The sequence below is a fragment of the Synechococcus sp. BDU 130192 genome (genome assembly GCF_963876085.1).
In the GTDB taxonomy this organism is placed as follows: Bacteria; Cyanobacteriota; Cyanobacteriia; order Cyanobacteriales; family MRBY01; genus MRBY01.
The window spans coordinates 73202-98787 of the sequence record NZ_CAWNNO010000022.1 but is presented as its reverse complement, the minus strand read 5'-3'; the positions used below and the strand labels follow the sequence as shown (position 1 = coordinate 98787).

Genomic DNA, 25586 nt, shown 5'->3' with positions numbered 1-25586 from the left:
CTCCGTTGGTAACAAACTATTTCTAGTGTCTATTCTAAATTGAGTTCCCCTTGGAGCCAGTCTTGGGCAGTGCGGACGAGGGTCCCGTCTTCTTCGAGGGCCACGATACTTACATCGAGGGGCAGGGCTAGGGGACTGTCGTAGGGTAGGACAAAACCCAGATTTTCGGTATTTAGGTTAAAGTCAGCAACCCGCAAGGGTAAGTCAGGATTCTGACTGAGGTAATACTCCAGGGTTGGCCGATCAAAAATTACACCGTCTGCTTTGTCGGCTTCCATTAAGGCGATCGCCTCTTCTAAGCTAGGGCGTTGCACAACTTTGGCGCGATATTCGGCAGCAAAAGCTTCCCCTGTTGTGCCTTGGACAACGGCCATGCGGGTGCCGCGTAAATCTCCAGGGTCACGGATTGCATCCTCTGGCAATTTAGCGAGGGCAAGGGTAAAAGCCGAGGCCAATCCCCCAATTAGAGAAGAAACCGCAATCAAAGAGATCAACATCCAAACTCCGGCGATAAACCGTCCCCAAGGGGTTTTGGGTGAGCGATCGCCATAGCCCACCGTCGTCAGAGTCACCAGAGCAAACCACATCCCATTGCCCACGCCGCGCAGATAATGCTGAGGGAACTCCTCTGGATTATGGCGTCTCTCGACGAGCCACATCCCATTACCCACTAGAAATAAACACACTAGCAAAACCCCCACCGATGAGAGGGCCGTGCGCGTGAAAAAAGGCCGCACCCGCTCCCAAATGGGGGGCGACTCTTCGGGCAGCAAAACCCCTAGTCCAGAAATGAAAAAAGGCTGGGTGAAATCAACTGCTTCTAAACGCTCGGCGGTAATACTAAACGGCCCTATCAGGAGATCTAATTCCTCAGTGGCCACGGCATCCAGGGCCGCTTGTGTCTCCGTTTGCAAAATCAACTCATATTCCCAGCCATTCACAAAGGCAATAGTTTCCCAGATATCCGGCACAATCCCTTGAAAGTCACCGTTAACCGACTCCACTAAAAAAGGAGGGGTGCCGCCAATGCCAACCTGGAGAATTTCTGCCGCTTCATCGTTTGGCAAATTATCAGGACTTTGGGCCAATCCGACTTGGATCTGTGCTTCGGCCAAGATGGATAAGCCAATTAAGCCAAGAATTTGTAGGCCCTTCTGTCCAAGTTTCCTGATCGAAAAAAAATCACCTACTTTTTTTACATTAACCATTCCTAAGATTATTCAAATAACGACAGTGCCATTGTAGTCACTGGCAATATTCTATTGGTGAGCTGATTTTTAGACAGAAGTGAAGCACTTCGTACAATCAATCTCTGTTTAAAACCTGATTTTCTCGCCTGTAGATTGACGACAGCAGTTGCATATTCTGTAACGATGGCCTTTACTTTCCCTAGCTTGTTTACAATAAAGCTAATGTTTCTTCCCACACATCATTAAATGCTCAAGCTGGTTGTTGAGATCACCAAAACTTGAGTATTGCAAAGGCTTACAGATTTATTTTCTGGAGCCTTTTTTATATTTAAAGATGATTAAACGCCATCTCTGGGGCAACGATATGTTGCATTTCTAAGGTGATATGCGCTGATTTTCAGCAATGGGAAATGCTAGAGATCAAAAAATAAGTACTGACATCATTGTTTAATTTTCTTTGAAAGCAATTTCAAAAAACAACACAGTCAGTAAAATTAGTTTGTTTTGGGCTTACTTGCAGCAAATCATCCAACTTACAAGAGATTTAGAATCTTTTTGGGGACAGAACATCAGCATTTAATTTACTGAAAATCCCCGCTTCGTGGTTTGGGACGGGGCTACTTCTACGGAAAAATTGACTTGATCCTGGCGATCGCCTTGACGAATTTCTAAGGTCTGGGGGCCAGGGGTCAGGCGTAACTTCGGGTTCTGGGGATCGCCCGGTTGCCAGGGATTGCCATTGAGCCGCCATTGCACAGGCTCTTGGTTCTTGGTTTGAAATTGGATTACCAGTTGGCCGGGATTGTTGGGGTCGCTCAGGAGGCGATCGCCATCTTGGGGAAACAAAATTTTTAAACCGCTTTGGGGCATCGCCAAGGTCGTTTGGGTCGCCAGCCAGCGGTCATATTCGGGGGGCAACACGAGACGAATCTCGCCGTTAATTTCCTGGTAAAAGTCATCTAAATCCATTTCGTACTCGGCTAGATCTTCTGGGAAAAAATATTCCTGGACGATGACTGGACAAAGGCCCGTGGATTTTTTGCCAGACAGGGCACAAATAGGACGTTTGACCATGGCCGCTGGCTCAGAAAATGCTGAGGGTTCACGTTGTTGGTGCAAGTGCAACATAATTTCGCGCCAGAGCGGTGCAGCCCCTGCCACCCCTGAAACTTGCTGCATGGGTGTGCCATCGAAGTTACCAATCCAGGTAGCAACAGTGTATTTTTCGCTAAATCCCACCGCCCAGGTATCACGATAATTTGAGGATGTTCCCGTTTTGACCGCCGCTGGAAACGGTAAATTTAACGCCGAATCGACCCCAAAGGCGATCGCCCTGGCCTGTTTATCGCTCAACATCTGGGTAATCAGTTGCCAAGTTGAGGAGTCACTAAGAAATGTTGTGGCTGATTCCGAGCTTGCAAAATGACTCACTAAATCACTTTTTTTGCCGTCATTAGCCAAGGTGCGATAGGCATTGGCCAACTCCATCAGGGTTACTTCACCGCTCCCCAGGGTGAGACCCAAGCCATAGTAGTCGGGGGCTTCGGTTAAATGCTGAAAACCCAATTGGTGCAAACGTTGTAAAAATGCCTCAACACCCACTTTTTCTAAAACCCGCACCGCTGGAATATTGAGGGAATTTCCCAAAGCGAGACGCACCCGCACCGGGCCTAAAAATTTTTCATCATAGTCCGTGGGTTCATAGAGTTTGGCGTCGGGAATGGCATAGTAGGTGGGAATATCCGCCAAAATCGTATTGGGGCGAATGGTGCGGTTTTCTAGGGCCAATTGATAAAGAAAAGGCTTGAGGGTGGAGCCTGGTTGCCGAAGAGATTGTATCCCATCGGTTTCGCCTTGGGGCGTAAAGTAATCCGTAGATCCCACATAGGCCAAGATTTCGCCGGTTTGGTTATCAATGGCGATCGCCGCTCCTTGGTGGACATGATTTTGGTTTAAATTTAAAACGCTCTGGCGCACCTGTGCCGCAACAAAATCCTGGAGATTTTTATCGAGGGTAGTGCGAATCACGGGGTTTTGGCTGGTGTCCAATTGGTCTGTTAACAAAAAAACAAAATGGGGCGCACTGAGAATGCCCTGGTGACGCGGTTGCAGGGTAACGGCTTCCTGAAAAACCCGATCCGCCTGTTCTGGAGAAAGTTCTCCCTCGGCGACGAGGCGCTCCAACACATACCGTTGCCGTTGTTTGAGATTGTCCCAATAGTGGTAGGGGTTGAGATAGGTGGGACTGTTGGGAATGGCCGCAAGGAGGGTCGCCTGGGCCAAATTAAGATCTGCTGCCGCCACACCAAAATAAATCTGGGCTGCCGCTTCAACGCCGTAGATATTGCCTCCCATGGGTAAACGGTTAATGTAAGCGGTGAGAATTTCTTGGCGGTTCATGCCCGCCCCTAAACGCCAGGCGACCCAAATTTCCTGGAGTTTCGCGTGCAAAGTCCGGGGGCGATCGCCTAACATCCGGGCAAGCTGCATCGTAATCGTCGAAGCCCCGCTGACAATTTTTTGGTGTTTGATGGCTTGGTAAGTGGCCCTGGCGATCGCCTGGAGATCCAGGGGGCCATGGTGGTAAAAATCACCATCCTCCGCCGCGATAATCGCCTGCTGAAAATAGGGCGAAACTTCATCGAGGCTGACAACAGAGGTATTTTCTTGGTCGGCGCTGAGGACTGTCCCCAAAAACAAACCATGGCGGTCATAAAAGCGAAAGGCTTGGTCGGTTTGGGCAATATCCGCTGCTTGCAAAGGCATCAGGAAGGGCATTAAACGCACCACCAAGGCGATCGCCCCCAGGACAGCGATCATTTTTAGGGGGAGGGGCGATCGTCGCCAAATTTTTAGGAGCCAGTCACGCAGCAACACAAGCAGCTTGGGCCTCATCTCTTTTCGTAGTTGTAGCCCTTTTCTGGGGCGATCGCCCAAAGGCTTAATATTTTGCAGTTTTACCGAATAAAGCGAATCTTTAAGACTCATCACCAAAGCGATAGCATCCCTGGGATTGTTCACTAAAATTGGAATGTTTCAAAGGAGCGACACCATGGGTCAGCATCACATTCGGCACGGTTTGTTATTTCTCGGGGCGATGCTTTGCGTTTTTCTGCCATCGGTGGCGATCGCCCACGTTGGCGGCCACGAAACCGCTGGCTTTTGGCATGGCTTTCAACATCCCCTTGGGGGCCTCGATCACCTCGTTGCCATGTTAGCGGTGGGGATTTGGGCCGTGCAGGTCGAAGAAAAGCAAGGGCGTTTTTTACTCCCCCTGAGTTTTCTGGGACTGATGCTGGTGGGTGGTTTACTTGGCATGGTCGGCATGGCCATACCAGGGATCGAGGTTGGGATTATCTTTTCCGACCTACTGTTAGGTTGTTTTGTTTTCTTTGGCACCCGTCTGCCGTTGCTGTGGAGTAGTCTCATTATTGGGGCGCTGGCCGTTTTTCATGGCTATGCCCATGGCGCTGAAATGCCTGCCAATGCCCAAGGTCTTCAATATGCCCTCGGTTTCCTAACAGGGACTGCGAGCTTACACCTCATCGGCATGGGAACGGCTTGGCTGGCCTTGCGTCGTCAACAGATTCAATTTTTCCGCATTGCTGGGGTGATGATGGTAGTGGCTGGTATGACGGTCTTGGCCCAGAGCATTTAAGCAGCGATACTGACAGGTTTGATCAAAAAACTCTCCGGGTTTCAGTGGGGAGTTTTTTAATGGACTGATGGCGACCAAAGAAAAAACCGACTGGTATTTTCACCAATCGGCTTTTTGGTTCTAATCTCGCCCAGTGGGAGAGCGTCGTTTAAGGGTTAGCTATTTGCTTCAGCCCGTTCTTTAGCTTCCTTGATGACTTCATCCGCAACATTCTTCGGACAAGGATCATAGTGAGAGAACTCCATGGAGAACTGACCACGGCCAGAGGTCATAGTACGGAGGTCGCCAATGTAACCGAACATCTCGCTGAGGGGTACTTTGGCTTTGATGCGGATCCCGGTGGCACCAGATTCTTGACCTTCAATCATGCCACGGCGACGGTTAAGGTCACCAATCACATCCCCAACGTAATCATCGGGGGTAAAGACATCCACCTTCATGATCGGTTCGAGGATTTGGGGGCCGGCCTTGGGTAGGGTTTGACGGTAACCACTCTTGGCTGCGATTTCAAAGGCGATCGCCGAAGAGTCAACCGGGTGGAAACCACCATCCGTCAAAGTCACCTTCAGGTCAACACAGGGGAAACCTGCCAGCACACCCTTCTCGATGGATTGCTCGAAACCTTTTTGAACGGCGGGCCAGAATTCACGGGGAACGTTACCACCAGTGACCTTGGACTCGAACTGGAAGCCGCTACCGGATTCGCCAGGTTCAATAGTGTAATCAATCTTACCGAATTGACCGGAACCACCAGACTGTTTCTTGTGGGTATAGCTGTCGTTGATGACCTTGGTGATCGATTCACGGTAGGCAACCTGGGGTTTACCCACTTCTACTTCCACGCCGTAGGTACGCTTGAGGATGTCTACTTTAATATCGAGGTGAAGTTCGCCCATCCCTTTAATAATGGTTTCACCGCTCTCTTGGTCGGTTTCCACTTGGAAGGAGGGATCCTCTTGCACCATCTTGCTGAGGGCAACCCCCATTTTCTCGTTGCCGCCTTTGGTTTTGGGGGCGATCGCAATGGAGATTACCGGGTCGGGGAAGACCATCGGTTCGAGGGTTGCCGGATTGTCCTTATCGCAAAGGGTGTGACCCGTTTGGACGTTCTTCATCCCAACAATGGCGATGATATCACCCGCTTGGGCTTCATCGATTTCCTCACGGGAGTTGGCGTGCATTTCTACCATCCGCCCAATGCGCTCGGTTTTGCCCGTGGCCGTGTTGAGGACAGTGTCACCCTTTTTGAGCATCCCAGAGTAAATCCGGGTAAAGGTCAAGGCCCCAAAACGGTCATCCATAATCTTGAAGGCCAAAGCACGGAGAGGCTTTTCGGGGTCAACAATCGCAAAGTTGCCCGTTTCGTTCCCTTCAATGTCCGTTTCCGGCTGGGGATTGACTTCCATTGGGTTGGGGAGATAGTCCACAACCGCATCGAGAACCAGTTGTACTCCTTTGTTCTTAAAGGAGGAACCACAGTAGGTGGGGAAGAAAGCCAATTCACGGGTTCCTTTCCGGATACAAGCCTTGATTTCGTCAATGCTAACTTCTTCGCCTTCGAGGTATTTTTCCATGATCTCGTCGTCTTGTTCGACAGCGAGTTCGACGAGGGCTTCGCGGTATTCTGCCACTTGATCCTTCATGTCTTCGGGGACATCGGTGATCTCGTAGTTCATCGGATCGCCAGATTCGTCCCAAATCCAAGCTTTTTCGGTAAGCAGATCAACAACGCCCTTAAATTCACTCTCTGTACCGATCGGCAGGGTCATTACCAGGGGGGTTGCTGCCAAGATATTTTCTACCTGCTTCACAACGTTGTAGAAGTTAGCACCGATCCGGTCTAATTTGTTGACATAGATCAACCGCGCAACCTTAGAGTCGTTGGCATAACGCCAGTTGGTTTCGGATTGGGGTTCTACACCACCGGAACCACAAAATACACCGACACCACCGTCGAGTACTTTTAGGGAGCGATAAACTTCAATGGTGAAATCGACGTGACCGGGAGTATCGATAATATTGAGCTGGTGATCTTTCCAGAAACAGCTTGTGGCAGCGGATTGAATGGTAATCCCGCGCTCCTGCTCCTGCTCCATGAAGTCAGTGGTGGCTGCACCGTCGTGCACTTCACCTAATTTGTGGATTTTTCCGGTTAACTTCAGGATACGTTCGGTGGTGGTGGTTTTACCCGCATCGACGTGAGCGAAGATACCGATATTACGATATTTGGTCAGGTCTTTCATAGGTTTATGTTCGCTCGATAAAATTTAAGTACTACTATTTTTACTAGGGTGATCACTCGGTGCAATTAGACGTACAACTGAAAACGTCTCGGTCTTGTTTGAGCCAATCTAAAACCGATGTGGTTTATGGTGAGTCGTTAAGGGACTAATTTGTATTGTAAGTGTCACGCGCTTGGTTCGTATAAGCTGCCGCTCCAGTCTTGGGAAAGCTGAATATTTTGCTACAGCAAAGAATATTAAAATCCTTGCGGGGCACGATGGCAACATTACAGATTGTAAATTATCTTGCGGTCAACTTAAAAGGATCTTGGGGGGCGATCGCCAATGGGTGAGGTAACCATGACCCAAATATTGAGCCGATGGAATCAGAATGAGATTTGGCGATCGCCAGGGTTTTTTTGGGGTCACGCCCACGGCACAATGGGGAGTTGCACTGCGATGGAGAAAATAGCTTGGCGAGTTTGACGCATATTCGGATTGTGGTTGTAGAACCTGCAGGGGCCCTAAATCTTGGCTCCATTGCCCGGGTGATGAAAAATATGGGCCTAGGGCAATTGTTCTTAGTGAATCCCCATTGTAACCATTTAGGCCAAGAGGCTTTTTTAATGGCAGTCCATGGGCGGGAATTTCTCGAACGGGCGGTGGTTGTTCCCGATTTGACAACGGCATTGACGGGTTGCAAAAAGGCGATCGCCACCACTGGACTCCAGCGCAGTTTACCGATGCCCGTGGAAACCCCCAAGGCAGCTTTGCCCTGGTTTTTAGAAGACGATCAACCCAGTGCGCTAATTTTCGGGCGGGAAGACCACGGCTTGAGTAATAGCGAATTAAACCAAGCCCAAAGGCTGGTCTGCATTCCCACGGGGGATGCATATACGTCCCTCAATTTGGCCCAGGCGGTCACTGTTTGTGGCTACGAATTGCGCAGTTTAGCCACCGAAAAACCCACTTTTGCCCCAAGAGAAATAGCCACAGCAGTCCCGGATCTGGCCGATCTCAGTGAATTAGAGGGCTATTACCAGCACCTAGAGCGGGTGTTGTTGCAGGTGGGATTTCTGTATCCCCACACCAGTGCCTCACGGATGGAAACATTTCGTGATTTGTACCACCGTGCCAGCCCCAGTAGTCGAGAAGTGGCAATGTTACGGGGAATTTTACGACAGGTGGAATGGGCGATCGCCAACGCCGCTTCACCCGAATAATATTTAGGCCTGATTTATACCTTTATATAAATGAATAATTTTAGCGACCACCGCCTCAATGCTGAGGTTATCGGTAATTAATTCCACCGCGTCGGGAGCCTTGGTCAAAGGAGCAATGGCGCGGGTACTGTCGAGGCGATCGCGTTCGGTGATTTCTGCCTCTAGTTGTCCTAGGTCAATGTTGGTTTCTCCCTGGGCAGCGAGATCCTTGGCGCGGCGTCTGGCTCGCTCGGCAGGGGTGGCAGTCAAGAAAATCTTGAGTTCGGCATCGGGAAACACATGGGTACCAATATCGCGCCCCTCTGCCACGAGGCCCCCATTTTCGCCGAGGCGTTGCTGCTGCTTCACTAGGGCTTGGCGGACGGCGGCTTGGGCGGCAATGACAGATACCTGTTTCGTCACAGTCGGCGTGCGGATTGTCTGGGTCACATCAAGGTTATTCGCCAGCACGGTAATGGGTTCTGTGGGCGCCTTGGGGGGCACTAAGGTAATGGTGGCGGTACTGACGAGTTCAGCGACGGCCACTTCATCCTGGGGATTGATATTGTTTTCTAAAACGAGATAGGCGATCGCCCGGTACATTGCCCCGGTATCTAGAAAGAGAAGCTTGAGCTGCTCGGCCACTTGGCGAGTAACGGTGGACTTGCCGGCTCCGGCGGGGCCATCAATGGCAATAATCGGCTGACGGGTTTTTAGCATGGTGTTATCAATCAAACGGGTTTGACCGACATAGGCGGCGATCGCCAGTAAACCAGATTTTTGCACCTGGGGCAGGGGGGTCAGGGTTTCTGGATCGACTAATTCTAAATATTGCAGTTGTACCCCCGGAAATTTAGCCAGGATTTCTTTGGCCGCTGCAATGAGCCGACCTGCGTGCCGTTCCCCCGTTTGAAATAGCGCTTGGGCAGTTTGGAGGGCTTGGGAAAGGGCGATCGCTTCGGTTTTTTCTGTCGCAGATAAATATTGATTGCGGGAACTGAGCGCTAACCCCGACGGCTCCCGGACAATGGGACAACCCCGGACAGTGACGGGTAGATGCAAATCCTGCACTAGCCGTTTAATAATCGCCAGTTGTTGGGCGTCCTTTTCACCGAAATAGGCGATCGCTGGCCGTACCAATTGCAACAGTTTCACCACCACCGTCGCCATCCCCGTAAAATGGCCTGGACGAAAGCGACCACAAAGCCCGCTGGTCAACCCAGGAGGCGGCAAGATCTGCACTGGTTCTGGCCCCGGATACATTTCGGCTACTGTGGGGGCAAAGATGAGGTCTACCCCCAGGTCGTCACAAAATTGGCGATCGCCTTCCCATTGCCGGGGATAGTGGTCAAGATCTTCGTTGGCTCCAAACTGCAGAGGATTAACGAAGATACTCACCACCACAAAGTCTGTTTCTACCCTCGCCCGTTGGATTAAACTGCCATGGCCTCGGTGGAGCGCCCCCATCGTGGGGACAAAACCAATTTTTTGCCTCGGGGCAACCTGGGCGATCGCCGTTTGTAATCCAGCAAGGGTGCGTACAACTTTCATCGGCTAAGGGATGGAGACGTTAGTTCAGAACCTCTAACTTTACCGTAGCCACGCCAGCACTGACTAACCCAATCTGCTGGGCCGAACCCTTGGACAAATCGATAATGCGACCAGGGGTGAAGGGGCCACGGTCATTGATGCGCACCACCACAGAACGACCATTGCGGACATTTGTTACCCGCACTTTTGTGCCAAAGGGTAGGCTCTTGTGGGCGGCAGTCATCGCATTTTGATTAAATCGTTCGCCGCTCGCCGTGCGTCGGCCATGGAACCCAGGCCCATACCAAGAGGCCCGGCCTTGCATGGTGCGTTGTACCTTCAGGCCAGCACCCGCCACATTTTTTGCCTTGGGGGCATTGGCGATCGCCGCCATGGGTTCAGCACCACCGAGGATCCGCCGGAAGCGATTCACCGCAATCAGAGCATCCTGGGTCTCATTGCCCGTCCGATCCGCGAGAAAAACCGAATCATCTAGGGTGATCAAGGGTGCATTGTCATAGAGCAAGTCATATTTGCCTGCGGCCTGCCAACTTGCAGAAAATTTCGTGGCATCAAAGTCCGCTTGGGCAACGAGGGTATTTAATTCTTGGGAAACTTTTTGGGCGATCGCCTGGGCCTCATCATCGGCGGCATCACCAGAATTGAGAAACGTGAGAACGGGGAGTTGATTGACGTAGAGGGTGGTAGCAGTCCGTTCTTCGTGGGGATAAGAAAACAACGTCGCAATTGGTTCTAAACGTTCTGCCGCAGCGGTCACTTGAGTACGGGCCAGAACACGAGGAGACGTATCCGTATTTGCTAGGGTTGGTGCTGCGGTCAAGCTCAAGGGAGCAAAGGTCGTAAAGGCAGCAGACAAAGCGAGCAAATGTTTACGTTTTAAGGTCATGAAAAAAAATTGAATTCAACTACCGCCGAAAACCATGCCTCACCAAAAACAATTGACAGTAGAGGGTTTCCTTTGGTCAAAGGGGCCGTTGCATCCAAAAAATGCGCTTACCCACACCTAAGTCAGAACGTTGTGATCACGTTACATTTCTTAAGCCGACATACAGTAACACAGGCTTTTTTGGCTTCACATCCGTATACACAGAGTCGAAAATGGGGTTTCAGGTCAAAATAAATGGCAACGAATAAAGTTAAAGCACGGTAAAATCTGCTTTTCGAGTTTTGTCAGACTCGACAATTTCCCTTGACCAATTCATAAAGAATTTTTATCGCATGGACTACCAACAAGCAGGAGTAGATATCGAAGCAGGGCGTTCCTTCGTCAAAACCATCAAGGATAACGTCGAAAGCACATACCGACCGGGGGTACTGGGTGGCCTCGGTGGTTTTGGTGGCTGCTTTGAAATTCCCGCTGGCTATCGTCAACCGGTGTTGATTTCCGGTACGGATGGGGTGGGTACAAAGCTCAAAATCGCCCACCAGACCGATCAGCACCACACCGTCGGCATTGATTTGGTGGCAATGTGTGTCAACGATATCCTCACCTCTGGGGCCGAACCGCTCTTTTTCCTCGACTATTTAGCGACGGGCAAGCTCGAACCGGAGCAATTGGCCCAGGTGGTCGCCGGGATTGTTGAAGGGTGTAAGCAGAGTGGTTGTGCGCTTCTGGGGGGCGAAACAGCGGAGATGCCGGGTTTTTACCAAGCAGGGGAATATGATCTTGCGGGCTTCTGTGTGGGGATCGTCGAAAAGAGCGAAATTTTAGACGGCTCCCAAGTGCAGGTCGGCGATGTGGCGATCGCCTTACCCAGTAGCGGTGTCCACAGCAATGGTTTTTCCCTAGTGCGGAAAATCATTGAAACGAATCAATTGTCCTGGAACGACAAACCCGCAGAATTTCAGGGCAAAACCCTCGGTGAAGTCTTCCTTACGCCCACCCAAATCTATGTCCAGGCGATCCAAGGTGCCCTCAAGGCCAACATGGAGATCCACGGTATGGCCCACATCACCGGAGGCGGTCTCCCCGAAAATCTGCCCCGGTGTCTCCAAGCCAATCAGTCCATCGCCATTGATCCGAGCACCTGGGAAATCCCCACCCTTTTCCAGTGGCTGCAAACCATGGGTGATGTCCCCCAAGCGGCCATGTGGGACACCTTCAACATGGGGGTGGGCTATGTGGTGATTGTGCCGGCCCCCAAAGCGGCGGAAAATGTTGCTTGGTTTAAGGCCCAGGGGCTCGCGGCTTGGCAAGTGGGTACGGTGGTCGCAGGTCAAGGGGAAGTCCTCGGGCTACAATAGCTACGGTCATCCTTGCCAACGATTAATAGTTACTAATATTGGGTTTGAGTTCATGTTTTCCTCCTTCGACAATCAAGGCCCGCAACCCAGGGAAAAATGGCGATCGCACGTGGATTGGTTCGTCCAAGACTACCGCTCCCAGCTGACGGCCCTCGCCTGGGGGCTCCAGCAGGAATGGCACCACGACGGCACGATCCTCGGCATTGACCTCAAACCCCAGCCCCATTTTGTGCTCTGCTCCCCAGAAACCCTCCAGACCTTGAATCGACGGGTGGGGGGGCGTCTCCAGGAAATCCTGGGGATCATTGCCGGGGCAGACTTTGAGCAGGAAGTAATTATCCTCTGCATTGGTGACGGGCAGGTGAAACTGGTGTATTACCAAGCTGACCCCAGCCCTGAAACCTGTTGGCAAACCCATGGCCCCGACCTGGATCAGTTGATTGCCGATTTAGAAGCGGCCATGGCTGAATCTATCCAGCTTGAATCGGCCTCGAAGTAACGATCTACTACGAGAACCCCACAATAAAGCGAGATTTTCCTAGAATAAAGACAGAAAATCCTAAAAATCCCCTAAGCTGGCATCATGATTACCAAAACCGTTGCCGAAGTCATGACCCCCGATCCCGCCGTGGTCAAAGCAGATGATTCGCTCCAAACGGCGATCGCCCTCCTTGTGGAGAAAAAAATTAGCGCCCTTCCCGTTGTTGATGGTCAGGGTAAATTGGTGGGGATCATTTCAGACAGTGACCTCACCTGGCAAGAAACAGGGGTAGATACGCCCCCCTACATCATGTTGTTGGATAGTGTGATTTATTTGCAAAATCCCGCTAAGCACGACGCTGAGATTCACAAGGCCCTCGGCCAAACGGTGGGGGAAGTCATGAGCAAAAAAGTTTACACGATCCACCCCGAAAAAATTGTCCGGGAAGCGGCCCACTTAATGCATGAGAAACACGTGGGTCGTTTACCCGTCATTGCCCCAGACAGCGAAAAAGTCATTGGGATCATTACCCAAGGTGATATTATTCGAGCAATGGCCCAGGCCTCTTAAATTCCATTGTTTCATTTGGTAAAACATCTTCATGGCTTCCCTTGAATCCGTCCGACAACTGCTTTCTTCCGATAGCTTTGGCGATCGCATTTCCGGCTTAAATCAGCTCCGGGCTTTTTCGTCCCAGGATGCGTTTCCCCTGATTCAGCCCCTCCTGAGTGATCCCGAAGCACGGGTACGTTATGCGGCGGTCAGTCAAATGGATGCGGTGGGCCAAGGCTTTGAAACAGAGGCTTTAGCACTACTCCGCCATGCCCTTTTTAACGATTCGGAATTGGATATCAAGGCAGCAGCAGCCGATGCGATCGCCGGCTTAAAAATTGCCGAAGCCTATAATGATTTGGCCCAGGTGTACCATTCCACCTCGGAGTGGTTGTTGCAATTCAGCATCGTGGCAGCCCTCGGTGAATTGGGCAATCCTAATGCCTTCGATTTACTCAAAGAAGCCCTCAAATCAGAAACAGAATTGGTGCGCACCAGCGCGATCAGTGCCCTCGGAGATCTAGGCGATCGCCGCGCCATTGAGCTATTAACTCCCTTTATTGCTGATCCCGATTGGCAAGTGCGTTATCGCTTGGCCCAATCCCTCGGACGGCTGGGGGGTGAAGAAGTTAAGCCCTTCCTAGAAACCCTAGCCCAGGATGAACAAGTGGCAGTGGCCGACGAAGCAAAGCACCATCTTAACTAGGTTTTATCGTAATTAAAGGGACTTATTTTTGAATTTTTTCTACTTAACCGTAGCATTCGTTTTTAACTGAATAAGCAACAAAAAACTGCCTCGGATTTTTCATGTCAATGATTTCTCCTGGGGCAGTTTTTTAGAATGAATTTCTAACGAAATATCGCGCTAAAAATCAATTCCCTAGATAATGTTTGCGGCCCGTAGACCAAGGAAGCCAGCAAGGGCAATACCAGTGAAAACGACGATATAACCCGCAAAAGGAATAATGGCAGCCATCTGATGTAGTCCTAATAAAAACATTGCCATTCATTATAAAGGAAAGGGCGATCGCCCCAAAAAGTTGACCCAAGAAAAGAGGGAACAAGTCAGTGACTGGCTCCCCCTGATCCTTAGATTAATCTCAAATTATGAGTTTAGAGTTGTGGAACAAACTGCTCCTTTTCGGGAACGGTTGTGTATTCGGCCACAATCTGCCGAAACTCTTCTCCATCGATAGTTTCTCGTTCGATCAGCAGATCTACGAGACGATCAATGACTTCCCGGTTATCGCGCACCAGTTTGCGGGCGAGGCGGTGGGCTTCTTCGGCGATAATCCGAATTTGCTCATCAATGCGCGAAGCAACTTCTTCAGAATATTCCGAGCGGTTCATAAAGCCACCACCGAGGAAAACTTCACCCTGTTGACTTTCTAGAGACAACGGGCCAAGATCACTCATCCCAAAGCGAGTCACCATTTGGCGCGCCATACCGCTGACCTGTTGGAGATCACCCCCAGCGCCGGTAGTCACTTCATCATGGCCAAAGATTTCTTCTTCGGCGGCGCGGCCTCCGAGGGCACCAGCAATGCGGGCCATTAGCTGAGATTTCGTCGTTAAACCCTGTTCCTCGTTAGGGGTGAACCAGGTTAAACCTTGGGCTTGGCCACGGGGAATAAGCGTCACTTTCTGCACCGGATCGTGATCCTTGAGTAGGGTGCCGACAATGGCGTGACCCACTTCATGGTAAGCAATCAGACGCTTACTCTTGCTGTCAACGAGGGGTGTCCCTTCCATCCCAGCGATCACTCGGTCTACAGCGTCATCAATTTCCGCCATGGTGATTGCTTCTTTACGGCGACGGGCTGTGAGAATTGCCGCTTCGTTCAAGAGGTTAGCGAGATCAGCACCACTAAAACCAGGCGTCCGGCGGGCGATTACATCAAGGGAAATTTCATCCGCTAGTTTTTTGTTGCGAGCATGGACTTCGAGGATGCTCAGACGACCTTTGATATCGGGGGTGTCCACCGTCACCTGACGGTCAAAACGACCAGGACGCATTAACGCGGAATCTAGCACGTCGGGACGGTTGGTTGCGGCAATGATGATGATGCCAGTATTACCCTCGAAACCGTCCATTTCCGTTAGAAGCTGGTTCAAGGTTTGTTCCCGCTCGTCGTTACCGCCACCGATGCCTGCACCCCGTTGGCGACCCACAGCGTCAATTTCATCGATAAAGATCAGACAAGGCGCATTTTCTTTGGCTTTTTTGAAGAGGTCACGGACACGGGATGCCCCGACCCCAACGAACATTTCGACAAACTCAGAACCAGAAATACTGAAGAAAGGAACACCCGCTTCACCGGCGATCGCCTTTGCGAGGAGAGTTTTACCCGTCCCAGGAGGCCCCACAAGCAGTACCCCTTTGGGAATTCGTGCCCCCACTGCAGTGAATTTTTCCGGCTGTTTCAGGAAAGTGACAACTTCTTGGAGTTCTTCTTTTGCTTCTTCGATGCCAGCAACGTCATCGAACATGATTCCCGTTTGGGCTTCCATCATGAACTTAGCTTTAGACTTGCCGAAGTTCATTGCTTGGCCAGGGCCACCGGGCATATTGCTGGAGCGACGGAAGAGGAAGAATAGCGCCGAGATTAACAGGATTGGGAAGATCAGATTGCCGAGAATGCCCCATACAGCGCCATTGTTGCTAACAGGGTGAGAATCGAAGTCTACCTTGGCGTCCCGGAGCTTACTAATCAGCTCAGGAGAATTGCCCGGTAAATCAACCCGGATTTGTTGCACACGGTTATCGAGTTCTGGGTCAACCGCTTCGATGATCGCTGTGCGGCCCCCTTCGTAGAGATCAACACTTGTTACCCGGCCAGCATCTAAATACTCAAGGAAGCGGCCATAGCTCATGCGGATGTTGGCGCTATTACCAACGAGATTGGAGGGATTTGCCGAAAAGGCTCCCTGCCAGACAAAAAAGCCGATCACGAGTAGGGGAAGTGCCCAGAGGACAACGGTTTTCCAAGATGGTTTCATGGGTTAATCTTTGTTATGTTTGATTCAATAAATGGATGCGGCGAGAAGTAGCGCTAGGCCACTCATCTTTGCAATCCCTAGGGGCGCACCACGAAGCAAAGGTTTCCGCGCTTGTTAGCAATATAAAAAGAAAGCGTTGCTTAGGGGCTTGGCCTATAAATTGGCATTTTTATGACGATGTCTTAACTAAATTTAACTTAATTCTCATTTTGATAGCAACTTTCTGGGATTTTCTTAGGGCGAATCGCTGCTTTTCGCTGGGTGAGGGGAATGCCGATGATTGGCTGCGTTTCCCAGGCAAAGGGAGGACTGATCGTTTTCTACTGTAGATTTGGTTAAGGTTAAATATTTAATTCAATTTTTTAGATTTTCAACGTGATTTTGCCGTGATCTCTCCTTCCCCTGTTCCCCATGACTCTCTGACCACCGATGCGGCGGCTCTCCATGACCCAGTTTCCCCTGATTCATCAACCCAGTCGCCCTTACAGTGGACTTTATTTTTGCTCATTTTGGCGTTGCTGGCAGTATCGTTTGCGGCGATTTTTATCCGTTGGTGTAGTACGGAGCTAGGGGCCGGGGCCACGGTTTTTAATCGGTTGTGGTTGGCGACGGTGGTTTTGGGCTTGTGGGAGCTGCTGAAACCCAGGGCAGATGATCGCAATGTTACGGCGATCGCCCCACGGATCACCGGCAAAGATTATGCTTTGTTGCTTTTGGTGGGGGCGGTTTCTTCGAGCTCTGTGGTGCTGTGGGCGCTCTCCCTCGCCGAGACGAGTGTGGCGAATTCGACGGTTTTACGCAATTTGACGCCGCTGTTCACGACCCTGGGGGCTTGGTTATGGTTACGCCAAAGTTTTGACCGACGCTTTCTCTGGGGTCTGGTGGTCGCTATGGGGGGGGCGATCGCCATTGGGGTGACGGATTTCCAGTTGGCCTGGCAGCATTTGACCGGGGATCTGCTGGCTCTGCTGTCAGCCCTTTGTTATGGCGTGAATTTGCTTTTGGTAGAAAACCTGCGCGATCGCCTGGGGGCCAGTCAAATTTTGCTCTGGCGCTGCGGTTTCGGTTGTCTGTTGCTGTTGCCTTTTGTGTGGCTCACCGAAGACCATCTGTTTCCCCAGTCCTTGCCAGTATGGGGAGCCGCCATTGGTTTAGCTATTTTGTGTCAGTGTTTTGGCCAGGGGCTAGTGGTCTATAGTCTCAAAACCTTTTCGTCTGGCTTTGTGGCAATTTTTCTCCTTTTGGAGCCAATCATTACGGCGGTGTTTGCCTGGGGTCTCTTGGGTGAGACGTTAACGCCGACCAATGCGATCGCCTTTTGCGGGGTGCTTGGGGGAATTTATCTGGCGAAATCGGCCCAGACCCAAAAGCCCCAAACCCAAGCTGCCACCCAATCCTATTCTTCGCCTGCCACCTGAAGCCGGTATTCTTCGGCGGTCATCGTTTCGGCGAGCATTTCATCGTCGAGGTTATCGACCCGCACTTTGATAAACCACCCTTCTTCGTAGGGGTCTTCGGAAACCATCTCTGGCGATTGGATCAACGTCTCATTACGGTCAATGACAGTGCCAGAAATCGGCGCGTAAAGATCCTCGACGGCTTTGACTGATTCAATGCTGCCAAAGGTTTCACCCACAACAATTGCATCCCCTTCCTCTGGTAACTCTAGGAACACAATATCCCCCAATTCATCGATGGCATGGGCACTCAAGCCAATGGTGGCAATTTCCCCATCGAGGCGAATATATTCGTGGCTATCTAAATAGCGGAGGTCATCTGGATATTCGAGTTCCATAGTCAATTTCTCTAGGCTGGAAGGTTGCAGGGCACAGACAGAAAATCGCCATGGATGTGTCAAGTCTGTACAACCCTTGGGCTACTTTATTCTGGAATTTTGGCAAGATCAAGGCTTAACCAGAAATTTGTTACGATTCCTGGGTCGTGGCAACCATGGCCGCAACGCCTCAAGGCCCATTAGCGGCGATCGCCTTTTATTTTCTGACCGATTTTAGTGCCCATTTCCGTTTTCGCCGACCAAAATAGATAGACCGTTAGACCCAGAAAAAATAGCCCAAAGCTGAGTAAATCACGCTGCATCTCGAAAATGATTCCCTAGCGCTCTAGCTCTTTAATTTCTTTGGGGACAGCCGCCGTCAAAACCTCATGGCCCGTTTCTGTAACCAGCACATCGTCCTCGATACGAATGCCAATGCCCTTCCAGTGGTCGGGAATTTCTGGCTGACCTTCGGCCGGTTCAATGTAGGGGGAAATGTAAATACCCGGTTCAACGGTGACAATATTGCCCGCCGCAAAATTCGTCCAAGCATCCTTTTCCGGGCCAATTTTGTAGATCCCTGCGTCATGGACATCTAACCCCAACCAGTGGCCCGTGCCATGCATAAAGAAAGGCTTATATTTCTCCCCTTCGATCAATTCTTCGAGATCGCCCCGGAGTAATCCCAAATCCAATAACCCCTGGGTGATGACCCGCACGGCAGCGGCATGGGAGCTTTGGTAGGAATGTCCGGGTTGGACGGCTGCAATGGCTTGTTTTTGTGCTTCGAGGACAATTTCGTAGAGGGTTTTTTGTTGCGGGGTAAATCGGCCACCAATGGGGAAGGTGCGGGTAATGTCGCCGTTGTAGTAGTCATAGCAAGCCCCTGCATCGATCAGGAGTAATTCGTTGTCCTGGAGTTGGGCACTATTTTCAACGTAGTGCAAGATACAAGCATTGGCCCCCCCGGCAACAATGGAAGGATAGGCAAAGCCGGCAGCCCCTTCGAGGCGGAACAGGTGTTCGATTTCGGCTTGGACTTGGTATTCGTAGAGTCCAGGTCTCGCATATTCCAGTGCCCAGAGGTGGGCTTTGGCAGAAATGGCTGTGGCCCGACGCATGAGGTCTAGTTCCGCTGGGCTTTTGACCATGCGCATCTGATGTAAAATTTGCCCCGGATCTTCAAGGGCAGTGGGGCCTGTACCGCGCTTCGAGCGGGTTGCCAGGAGACGTTGGTAGTGTTGCAGAATCGTTTGGTTGAATTTTTCGTCCCGGCCCAGGTGATAAAAAAGGCGATCGCCGCCCTTGAGGTATTCCGGCAGTTTTTCGTCTAATTCTTGAATTGAGTAGGTGATATCCGCGCCAAACTTTTCCTTGGCCCCTTCGACTCCGGCCCGGTAGCCGACCCAAATTTCCTGGGCCAAATCCTTGGGTTGCACAAACAGAATAAATTGATGTTCTGGGTGGTGGGGAGCGAACACAGCCACCGCATTGGGCTCATTGAAACCCGTTAAATAATAAAAATCGCTATCTTGGCGGAAATTATATTCCACATCGTTATGCATCACCGCGTGGGGCGCACTGCGTAGGATGGCGGTTCCCTGGCCAATTTCGGCCATGAATGCTTGGCGACGCTGTTGGTATTCCTGCGGTGTAATGCCCATTGATTTCTATCGATTTGCGCTTGTTTTGAGTGAATAAAATGGTAGCAAACTTTTTTGCCCCCGAATTTAGCCCCGGAAATTGACCCATGAAAAAAGGTTGGCGATCCTACCCAAAAGGCGATCGCCAACCCTAACTTTAGAAATTAAAGATCTGTTTTAGCTTTCGGCAAAAATGTACTTACGCAGATCCGCCGGATTGGGTTCAGGGCTACTTTCAGCGAAGGTCACAGACTCATTCACAACCGCTTGGACTTTCTTCTCAATCGCTTTTAATTCCTCGGCGGTGGCTAGGCCCCGATTGGTGACAAATTTTTCAAAGCGTTTGAGTGGATCCCGCTGGGCCCAGAATTCTTTTTCTTCCGCAGACCGCAATTCGTCGGGATCGGCGAGGGAGTGACCCCGGAAGCGGTAAGTTAGTGCTTCGATCAAAGTTGGCCCTTCTCCGGCTCTGGCTCTGGCCACGGCTTTTTGGGCCACATCCCGCATTGCCAACACATCCATCCCGTCCACTTCATAGCCGGGCATCCCAAACACACTTGCTTTCTTATAAATCTCCGGCTGGGACGTTGCCCGTTCATGGGCCATACCAATTGCCCACTTATTGTTCTCTACGACAAATAAAATCGGCAATTTCCAGAGGGCCGCCATATTCAAAGTTTCAAAAAACTGACCATTATTGGACGTTCCATCCCCGAAGAAACAAGCCGTCACATTATCAGCATTTTTATTGCCCATCACTTCCTGGCGGTATTTACTTTGGAGAGCCGCACCCGCCGCCACCGGAATGCCTTCCCCGATAAACGCATAGCCCCCCAGGAGACCATGCTCTTTTGAAAACATGTGCATCGAGCCGCCCCGACCCTTGCTGCAGCCTGTCTCTTTACCAAAAAGTTCCGCCATTACTTCCCGTGCGGGAACCCCAGCGCTGAGGGCATGGACGTGGTCACGGTAGGTACTACAAACAAAATCTTCCCCCTGCCGCATCGAGCGAATCACCCCAGTGGAAACCGCTTCCTGACCGTTGTAGAGGTGAACAAAGCCAAACATTTTGCCACGGTAATACATCTCAGCACACTTATCCTCGAACAAGCGTCCTAAGGTCATATCTTCGTAGAGCATGAGGGCTTCTTCTTTGGTGATCTCTACCGAAGAACTATCAAATTCTGGGGCTGTCCGTTCTTTATGCATCATTAACATTCAGGATTTTTCGGTTAGTCTTATGAGTCGATCACGCGGCGCGAGGGCTGTGTGAAATCTGCAGTAACAGTTTAGAATCAAATTGACTTCCATAGAAGCAAAGCATCATCGGTTCAATCGCTTAGCAATCAACAAACCAGAGGGTCTGAGGTCTATGTTCTAAGGATTGCGGGGCTCGGTAACGCTACAGCGTGCAACCTATGGTGTTTAAAATTCTTTGGTTAATATAACCTTAATTGACCTGACTTTTGCTGATAGGAAAGTAAACTGTGCGCATTCCGCTCGACTATTACCGCATCCTATGCGTCCCCGCCAAGGCAACCACTGCCCAAATTACCCAAGCCTATCGCGATCGCCTTTCCCAATTTCCCCGTCGCGAACATAATGCCTTGGCCATTGAGGCCCGCAACCGGATTATCGAGCAAGCCTTTGAGGTGTTATCCCAAACAGAAACCCGCGCCGTCTATGACCATGAGCTGTCGGGCAATATGTTCCGTTCCCTCGTCCCCAGCCGTCCGAAACTGCCTTTTCCCGATCGCCCCTCCAGTGACACAGAGTTAGAAGCCCTGACGGCCCACCAACCAACCATTGACATCGCGGAAAAAGATTTACTGGGGGGACTGCTGTTACTCCTCGACCTGGGGGAGTACGAATTAGTATTGAAGTGGGCTGCCCCCTACCTCAAGGGCAAAGGCAAGCTGGTCAAGGAAGGGAAATTTGGGGCCGTCGAAGTCGTCGAGCAAGAACTGCGGCTCTGTTTGGCCCTGGCCCACTGGGAATTGAGTCGGGAACAGTGGCTCCAGCAACATTACGAACAGGCGGCTCTCTCCGGTCAGAAGAGTCAAGAGCTACTGGTAGATGTGGCACAATTTGCAGACCTCCAACGGGAAATTCAAGGGGATCTCAATCGCCTCAGACCCTATCAAGTGCTAGAACTTCTGGCCCTACCCGAATCAGAAACCCAAGAGCGACAACGGGGCTTACAACTGCTCCAGGAAATGTTGAGCGCCCGTGCAGGAATTGATGGCCAGGGGGACGATCAGTCGGGTCTAAGTATTGATGATTTTTTGCGCTTTATCCAGCAGTTACGCAGTTATCTGACGGTGCAAGAACAGTTAGATCTCTTTGTGGCAGAATCAAAGCGGCCTTCGGCGGCAGCGGCCTATCTAGCAGTGTATGCTCTCTTGGCTGCTGGGTTTTCGCAACGGAAACCAGACCTGGTCGTGCAAGCCCAGACCCTATTAAAACGCCTCGGCAAACGCCAGGATGTTTTCTTGGAGCAATCAATCTGCGCCTTACTTTTAGGTCAGCCAACGGAAGCCAATCAACTGTTAGAACAAAGTCAGGAACAGGAGGCGATCGCCTACATTCAAGAGCAGTCTGAGGGGGCACCGGATCTACTCCCAGGCCTATGTCTCTACGGGGAACAGTGGCTGAAAACAGAGGTTTTTTCCCATTTCCGCGATCTCCGGCAACGGCGTGAAGATGGCTCTGTTTCGTTGACAGCTTACTTCGCCGATCCTGAAGTGCAGCAATACCTTGACGATCTCCTCACGGAGGCTGTCCCCACACCCACACCACATCCAGACACAGAAAATACAGCAGCCCCGTCGGAAAAGCCACCGGAAACATTACAGTCAGAAACCGTCGTTTCGCCGCATCCCAGTCGTCCCGCCAAGGTTGATTCCTTTGAGGATCTCGTCACTCAAACTCCCGCTACAGTTCCCCCGGCACCGCCTTCTCCTGGTGTAGCACCTGTAACTGCGGCATTAAACCCAGACCCGGAAGCGTCTTCTGCTTCGTCAAAATCAGTTTCGTCAAAAAAGTCTATCGGGCCTTGGGGGGCGATCGCCGCTATCGTGGGGAGTGTTTTGCTGGTCGTGGGCCTGGTGCGAATTTTGTCTGGCCTAACTACCCAGGAACCCTTACAGGTCACCCTCAATGGTGAGCCGCCCTTAACGATCCCCAGCTTAGATACCGCCGAGACAAATAATAATCCGGAGAATGGGACAACCGATCCAACGACGACAACGCCTGCGTTCAATGAGGCGATCGCTACTGAGGTGATTCAAACTTGGTTTGAGAGTAAAGCTAGAGCCTTTGGCCAAGACCGTGATTTGGCGGCCCTAGAAAATATTTTGGCAGAACCGTCCCTGTCCCGCTGGCGCAGTAGTGCCCAGGCCGTCCGCAGCGCTGGTACCTACCGCACCTATGACCACAGTTTGACCATTGAAACGGTGAGCTTCAACTCAGACCAACCCAATGTGGCGACCGTGGAGGCTCAAGTACAGGAAAAGGCAGATTATTATCGGGCGAATGGGGAACGCGATCCCGGCCAGTCCTATGATTCTGACCTGCGTGTCCGCTATAGCTTGGTGCGCCAAGGCGATCGCTGGTTGATTCGTTCCTCCCAAACCCTGTAATGCCTTCCGGACGTACCCATGATCAGATCACGTTCTGGGGATTACCTGTGGTGGTGGGCCTTGGTTTTTTTCTGCTGCGGCGGTGGGAATTGGCCCTCATTTTGAGTTTGGCCTATCTGTTTAGCGGTTTGATGTTTGGCCCGGACTTGGATATTCATTCCGTGCAATTTAAACGTTGGGGGATCTTCCGCTGGATTTGGCTCCCCTACCAAAAAAATCTCCGCCATCGTTCAGCCCTTTCCCACGGATTTTTGATCGGGACAATTGTTCGTCTCCTTTATTTAGGGACAATTCTGCTGTTGGTCACAATGGTTGGCGTGGCGATCGCCCAATTAATTCTTGATTTTCCCTGGAACTGGCGCACTGTCTTTCTCAATATCCAGCAACAGTGGCAACAACATTATTGGGCGGAAAGTTTGGCGCTCTTTGTGGGGCTAGAAATCGGGGCGATGAGTCATTCCGTTAGCGACTGGCTTGGTTCCATGGTTAAGCGTTCCCAAAAAAAAGGCTTATTTTCTTTCTTTTCTCGAAAAAAACGCAAAAAACGTCGTAAATTCCCCCGTTCCTCTCGGAGATGACCATGGTAGACCTCAAGATCAGTTGGACTGAATATCACGCTTTAATTGAACAATTGGCCGTCACAATTCAAAGATCCCAGTGGGAATTTAATCAAATTCTCTGTTTGGCGAAAGGTGGCTTAAGGATTGGTGACATTTTGGCGCGCATTTTCGATCAACCCTTGGCAATTCTCAATGTGGCTAGCTACGGTGGCATCGGCAATCGTGAGCAAGGCCAACTCCATTTCGCCGAGCATTTTACGAACTTTGGCCCCCTCGGCGATCGCCTTTTACTGGTAGACGATTTAGTTGATTCGGGGCGGAGTCTCCAGCAAACCCAGACCTGGCTCCAAACCCAAGCCCCCCAGATTACAGAAATTCGTACCGCCGTCCTCTGGTACAAAGGCCATTCCCAATTTCAGCCGGATTACTTTGTCCAGCATTTGCCCGATAATCCTTGGATTCAGCAGCCCTTTGAGCATTACGAAAAATGGCGAGCCATGCCCACGGAGAGCCATGCAAAATCAAACGAGATCCATTAAGGTATAAAAAATTCTTAAATTTTGCCTAAATCAATGGTTGCCCCGTCGCAAATTACCGTTACTTGGCACAGTGAAATCGCGGAAATCCCCAAAGCTGCCTGGGATGCGATCGCCGCGCCATTGAAAACCCCTTTTTTAGAATGGGATTGGCTCCACAATATTGAACTGTCTGGCAGTGTCGGCCCCCGGACGGGCTGGCAACCTTGCCATCTCTCGGTGCAGCGGGATGGAGAATTTATTGCCATGGCCCCCCTCTACATCAAAGGCCACAGCTACGGCGAATTTGTCTTTGACCACCAATGGGCCGATCTGTCCTACCGCCTGGGCCACGAATATTACCCAAAACTCGTGGGCATGACCCCCTTCACGCCCGCCGTGGGCTACCGCTTTCTCATTGCCCCCGGCGAAGATGAATTGACCCTCTCCCAGGTCATGGTCGCTGCCATTGATCAATTTTGCGATCGCCAACAACTTTCCGGCTGTAATTTTCTGTTTGTCGATCCCACCTGGCAAAAAACCATGGAACAACTCGGCTTCCGAGCTTGGCTCCACCATGGCTACATCTGGAGTAACCAGAATTTCGACAACTTCGACGACTATCTCGGTGCTTTTACCTCCAACCAACGCAAAAACATTAAGCGCGAACGCAAAGCCGTTGACAAAGCAGGTTTATCCCTCAAGATGATGACCGGGGACGAAATTCCCGCCCATTACTTCCCACTCATTTATCGTTTCTATAGCAGCACCTGCGACAAATTTTTTTGGGGGAGTAAATATCTCCGGAAACCCTTTTTTGAAACCTTAGAATCTACCTATCGCCATCGCGTTGTTCTGGCCGCCGCTTACACGCCAGAAGATGACAAACATCCCGTCGGTTTATCTTTTTGTATCCGCAAAGATGATTATCTTTATGGTCGTTATTGGGGGGCCTTTGATGAATATGACTGTCTCCATTTTGAAGCCTGCTATTACAAACCGATCCAATGGGCAATCGAACAGGGGATCACGATGTATGATCCGGGCGCTGGCGGAAAACATAAGCGACGACGCGGTTTCCCGGCAACCCCAAACTATAGCCTCCACCGTTTTTATCAACCCCGCATGGGCCAAGTTTTAGACGCTTATATTGATGAAATTAATGCCATGGAGCAACAGGAAATCGAAGCGATTAATGCGGATATTCCCTTTAAACGGCAGGAAGTTCAATTGAAAATTTCCTAGCTTCACTAGCCAAAAGCGCGATCGCCCACCGACCATCCTCCCTTGGGGGAGATGCCACAGGTAGAGAGGATTCTCTTAGTGTATGGAGTAAAATTAAGGGGCGATCGC

General features: G+C 50.9%; 22 protein-coding genes and 1 pseudogene. 11 read left to right on the top strand and 12 right to left on the bottom strand.

Annotation, left to right across the window (positions count from 1 at the left end; all coding sequences use genetic code 11):
• Positions 1-29: 29 nt before the first annotated feature.
• On the bottom strand, positions 30-1115 hold the full coding sequence (locus AACT35_RS07245) for a transporter substrate-binding domain-containing protein (RefSeq protein WP_254048058.1): 1086 nt from the start codon (positions 1113-1115) through the stop codon (positions 30-32).
• A gap of 651 nt (positions 1116-1766) precedes the next feature.
• Positions 1767-4178, bottom strand: coding sequence for a penicillin-binding protein 1C (gene pbpC / locus AACT35_RS07240; protein ID WP_254048057.1), 2412 nt, complete (start codon positions 4176-4178; stop codon positions 1767-1769).
• Between the two features lie 64 nt (positions 4179-4242).
• On the opposite strand from pbpC, the gene AACT35_RS07235 reads away from it, so the two are divergent.
• Entirely contained in the window at positions 4243-4848 is a 606-nt protein-coding gene (locus AACT35_RS07235; RefSeq protein WP_158227973.1) for a HupE/UreJ family protein, read from the top strand.
• A 155-nt stretch (positions 4849-5003) separates the two neighbouring features.
• Here the strand turns inward: AACT35_RS07235 and fusA are convergent, their stop codons facing one another.
• Entirely contained in the window at positions 5004-7091 is a 2088-nt protein-coding gene (gene fusA / locus AACT35_RS07230; protein WP_012305975.1) for an elongation factor G, read from the bottom strand.
• A 291-nt stretch (positions 7092-7382) separates the two neighbouring features.
• Positions 7383-7505, bottom strand: coding sequence for a hypothetical protein (locus AACT35_RS07225; protein ID WP_254903474.1), 123 nt, complete (start codon positions 7503-7505; stop codon positions 7383-7385).
• A gap of 38 nt (positions 7506-7543) precedes the next feature.
• Between AACT35_RS07225 and AACT35_RS07220 the strand changes: the two genes are divergently transcribed.
• On the top strand, positions 7544-8293 hold the full coding sequence (locus tag AACT35_RS07220) for an RNA methyltransferase (protein WP_099240253.1): 750 nt from the start codon (positions 7544-7546) through the stop codon (positions 8291-8293).
• 3 nt (positions 8294-8296) lie between these two features.
• On the opposite strand, the gene AACT35_RS07215 is transcribed toward AACT35_RS07220, so the two are convergent.
• Both AACT35_RS07215 and AACT35_RS15820 read right to left on the bottom strand, forming a co-directional pair.
• Positions 8297-9823 (bottom strand): bifunctional pantoate--beta-alanine ligase/(d)CMP kinase, encoded by a 1527-nt coding sequence (locus AACT35_RS07215; RefSeq protein WP_099240251.1) that lies wholly within the window; start codon positions 9821-9823, stop codon positions 8297-8299.
• A 19-nt stretch (positions 9824-9842) separates the two neighbouring features.
• A pseudogene (locus AACT35_RS15820) lies at positions 9843-10124 on the bottom strand (septal ring lytic transglycosylase RlpA family protein); the annotation flags it as partial.
• A 917-nt stretch (positions 10125-11041) separates the two neighbouring features.
• On the opposite strand from AACT35_RS15820, the gene purM reads away from it, so the two are divergent.
• From purM to nblB, 4 genes are all read left to right on the top strand, one after another.
• Positions 11042-12067 (top strand): phosphoribosylformylglycinamidine cyclo-ligase, encoded by a 1026-nt coding sequence (gene purM / locus AACT35_RS07205; RefSeq protein ID WP_099240247.1) that lies wholly within the window; start codon positions 11042-11044, stop codon positions 12065-12067.
• 52 nt (positions 12068-12119) lie between these two features.
• Entirely contained in the window at positions 12120-12566 is a 447-nt protein-coding gene (gene ccmS / locus AACT35_RS07200; RefSeq protein WP_099240245.1) for a beta-carboxysome assembly chaperone CcmS, read from the top strand.
• 84 nt (positions 12567-12650) lie between these two features.
• Positions 12651-13118 (top strand): CBS domain-containing protein, encoded by a 468-nt coding sequence (locus AACT35_RS07195; RefSeq protein WP_012305981.1) that lies wholly within the window; start codon positions 12651-12653, stop codon positions 13116-13118.
• A gap of 31 nt (positions 13119-13149) precedes the next feature.
• Complete coding sequence (gene nblB, locus AACT35_RS07190) at positions 13150-13806, top strand: phycobilisome degradation protein NblB (protein WP_099240243.1); 657 nt, start codon at positions 13150-13152, stop codon at positions 13804-13806.
• A 174-nt stretch (positions 13807-13980) separates the two neighbouring features.
• Here the strand turns inward: nblB and AACT35_RS07185 are convergent, their stop codons facing one another.
• Both AACT35_RS07185 and ftsH2 read right to left on the bottom strand, forming a co-directional pair.
• Complete coding sequence (locus tag AACT35_RS07185; protein ID WP_254903473.1) at positions 13981-14106, bottom strand: hypothetical protein; 126 nt, start codon at positions 14104-14106, stop codon at positions 13981-13983.
• A gap of 107 nt (positions 14107-14213) precedes the next feature.
• The gene (gene ftsH2, locus AACT35_RS07180; RefSeq protein ID WP_099240241.1) at positions 14214-16100 is read right to left on the bottom strand and encodes an ATP-dependent zinc metalloprotease FtsH2; all 1887 of its coding nucleotides are present in this window, start codon (positions 16098-16100) and stop codon (positions 14214-14216) included.
• Positions 16101-16486: 386 nt separating this feature from the next.
• Between ftsH2 and AACT35_RS07175 the strand changes: the two genes are divergently transcribed.
• A complete protein-coding gene (locus AACT35_RS07175; RefSeq protein ID WP_099240238.1) occupies positions 16487-17518 on the top strand; it encodes a DMT family transporter in 1032 nt (343 codons plus the stop codon).
• On the opposite strand, the gene gcvH is transcribed toward AACT35_RS07175, so the two are convergent.
• The 4 genes from gcvH to pdhA form a co-directional block, all read right to left on the bottom strand.
• On the bottom strand, positions 17497-17895 hold the full coding sequence (gene gcvH, locus AACT35_RS07170; RefSeq protein ID WP_030006127.1) for a glycine cleavage system protein GcvH: 399 nt from the start codon (positions 17893-17895) through the stop codon (positions 17497-17499). The genes AACT35_RS07175 and gcvH overlap by 22 nt on opposite strands.
• A gap of 179 nt (positions 17896-18074) precedes the next feature.
• The gene (locus AACT35_RS07165) at positions 18075-18197 is read right to left on the bottom strand and encodes a hypothetical protein (RefSeq protein WP_256376225.1); all 123 of its coding nucleotides are present in this window, start codon (positions 18195-18197) and stop codon (positions 18075-18077) included.
• A 15-nt stretch (positions 18198-18212) separates the two neighbouring features.
• Positions 18213-19538, bottom strand: coding sequence for an aminopeptidase P N-terminal domain-containing protein (locus tag AACT35_RS07160; RefSeq protein WP_099240236.1), 1326 nt, complete (start codon positions 19536-19538; stop codon positions 18213-18215).
• Positions 19539-19694: 156 nt separating this feature from the next.
• Positions 19695-20726 carry a pyruvate dehydrogenase (acetyl-transferring) E1 component subunit alpha gene (gene pdhA / locus AACT35_RS07155; protein ID WP_030006129.1) on the bottom strand — a complete coding sequence of 344 codons (1032 nt, stop codon included), beginning with the start codon at positions 20724-20726 and terminating at the stop codon, positions 19695-19697.
• A gap of 278 nt (positions 20727-21004) precedes the next feature.
• Here pdhA and AACT35_RS07150 point away from each other — a divergent pair, with 278 nt between their 5' ends.
• From AACT35_RS07150 to AACT35_RS07135, 4 genes are read left to right on the top strand one after another with little or no spacing between them, the layout of a single operon-like run.
• On the top strand, positions 21005-23158 hold the full coding sequence (locus tag AACT35_RS07150; RefSeq protein ID WP_099240234.1) for an IMS domain-containing protein: 2154 nt from the start codon (positions 21005-21007) through the stop codon (positions 23156-23158).
• Positions 23158-23736 (top strand): metal-binding protein, encoded by a 579-nt coding sequence (locus AACT35_RS07145; RefSeq protein ID WP_099240232.1) that lies wholly within the window; start codon positions 23158-23160, stop codon positions 23734-23736. Before AACT35_RS07150 ends, AACT35_RS07145 begins: the two co-directional genes overlap by 1 nt.
• Positions 23733-24257 carry a phosphoribosyltransferase gene (locus AACT35_RS07140; RefSeq protein ID WP_099240229.1) on the top strand — a complete coding sequence of 175 codons (525 nt, stop codon included), beginning with the start codon at positions 23733-23735 and terminating at the stop codon, positions 24255-24257. The genes AACT35_RS07145 and AACT35_RS07140 overlap by 4 nt, the downstream gene beginning before the upstream one ends.
• A 33-nt stretch (positions 24258-24290) precedes the next feature.
• Positions 24291-25478: a GNAT family N-acetyltransferase gene (locus tag AACT35_RS07135; protein WP_012305991.1), complete on the top strand. Its 1188-nt coding sequence runs from the start codon at positions 24291-24293 to the stop codon at positions 25476-25478.
• Positions 25479-25586: the final 108 nt, after the last annotated feature.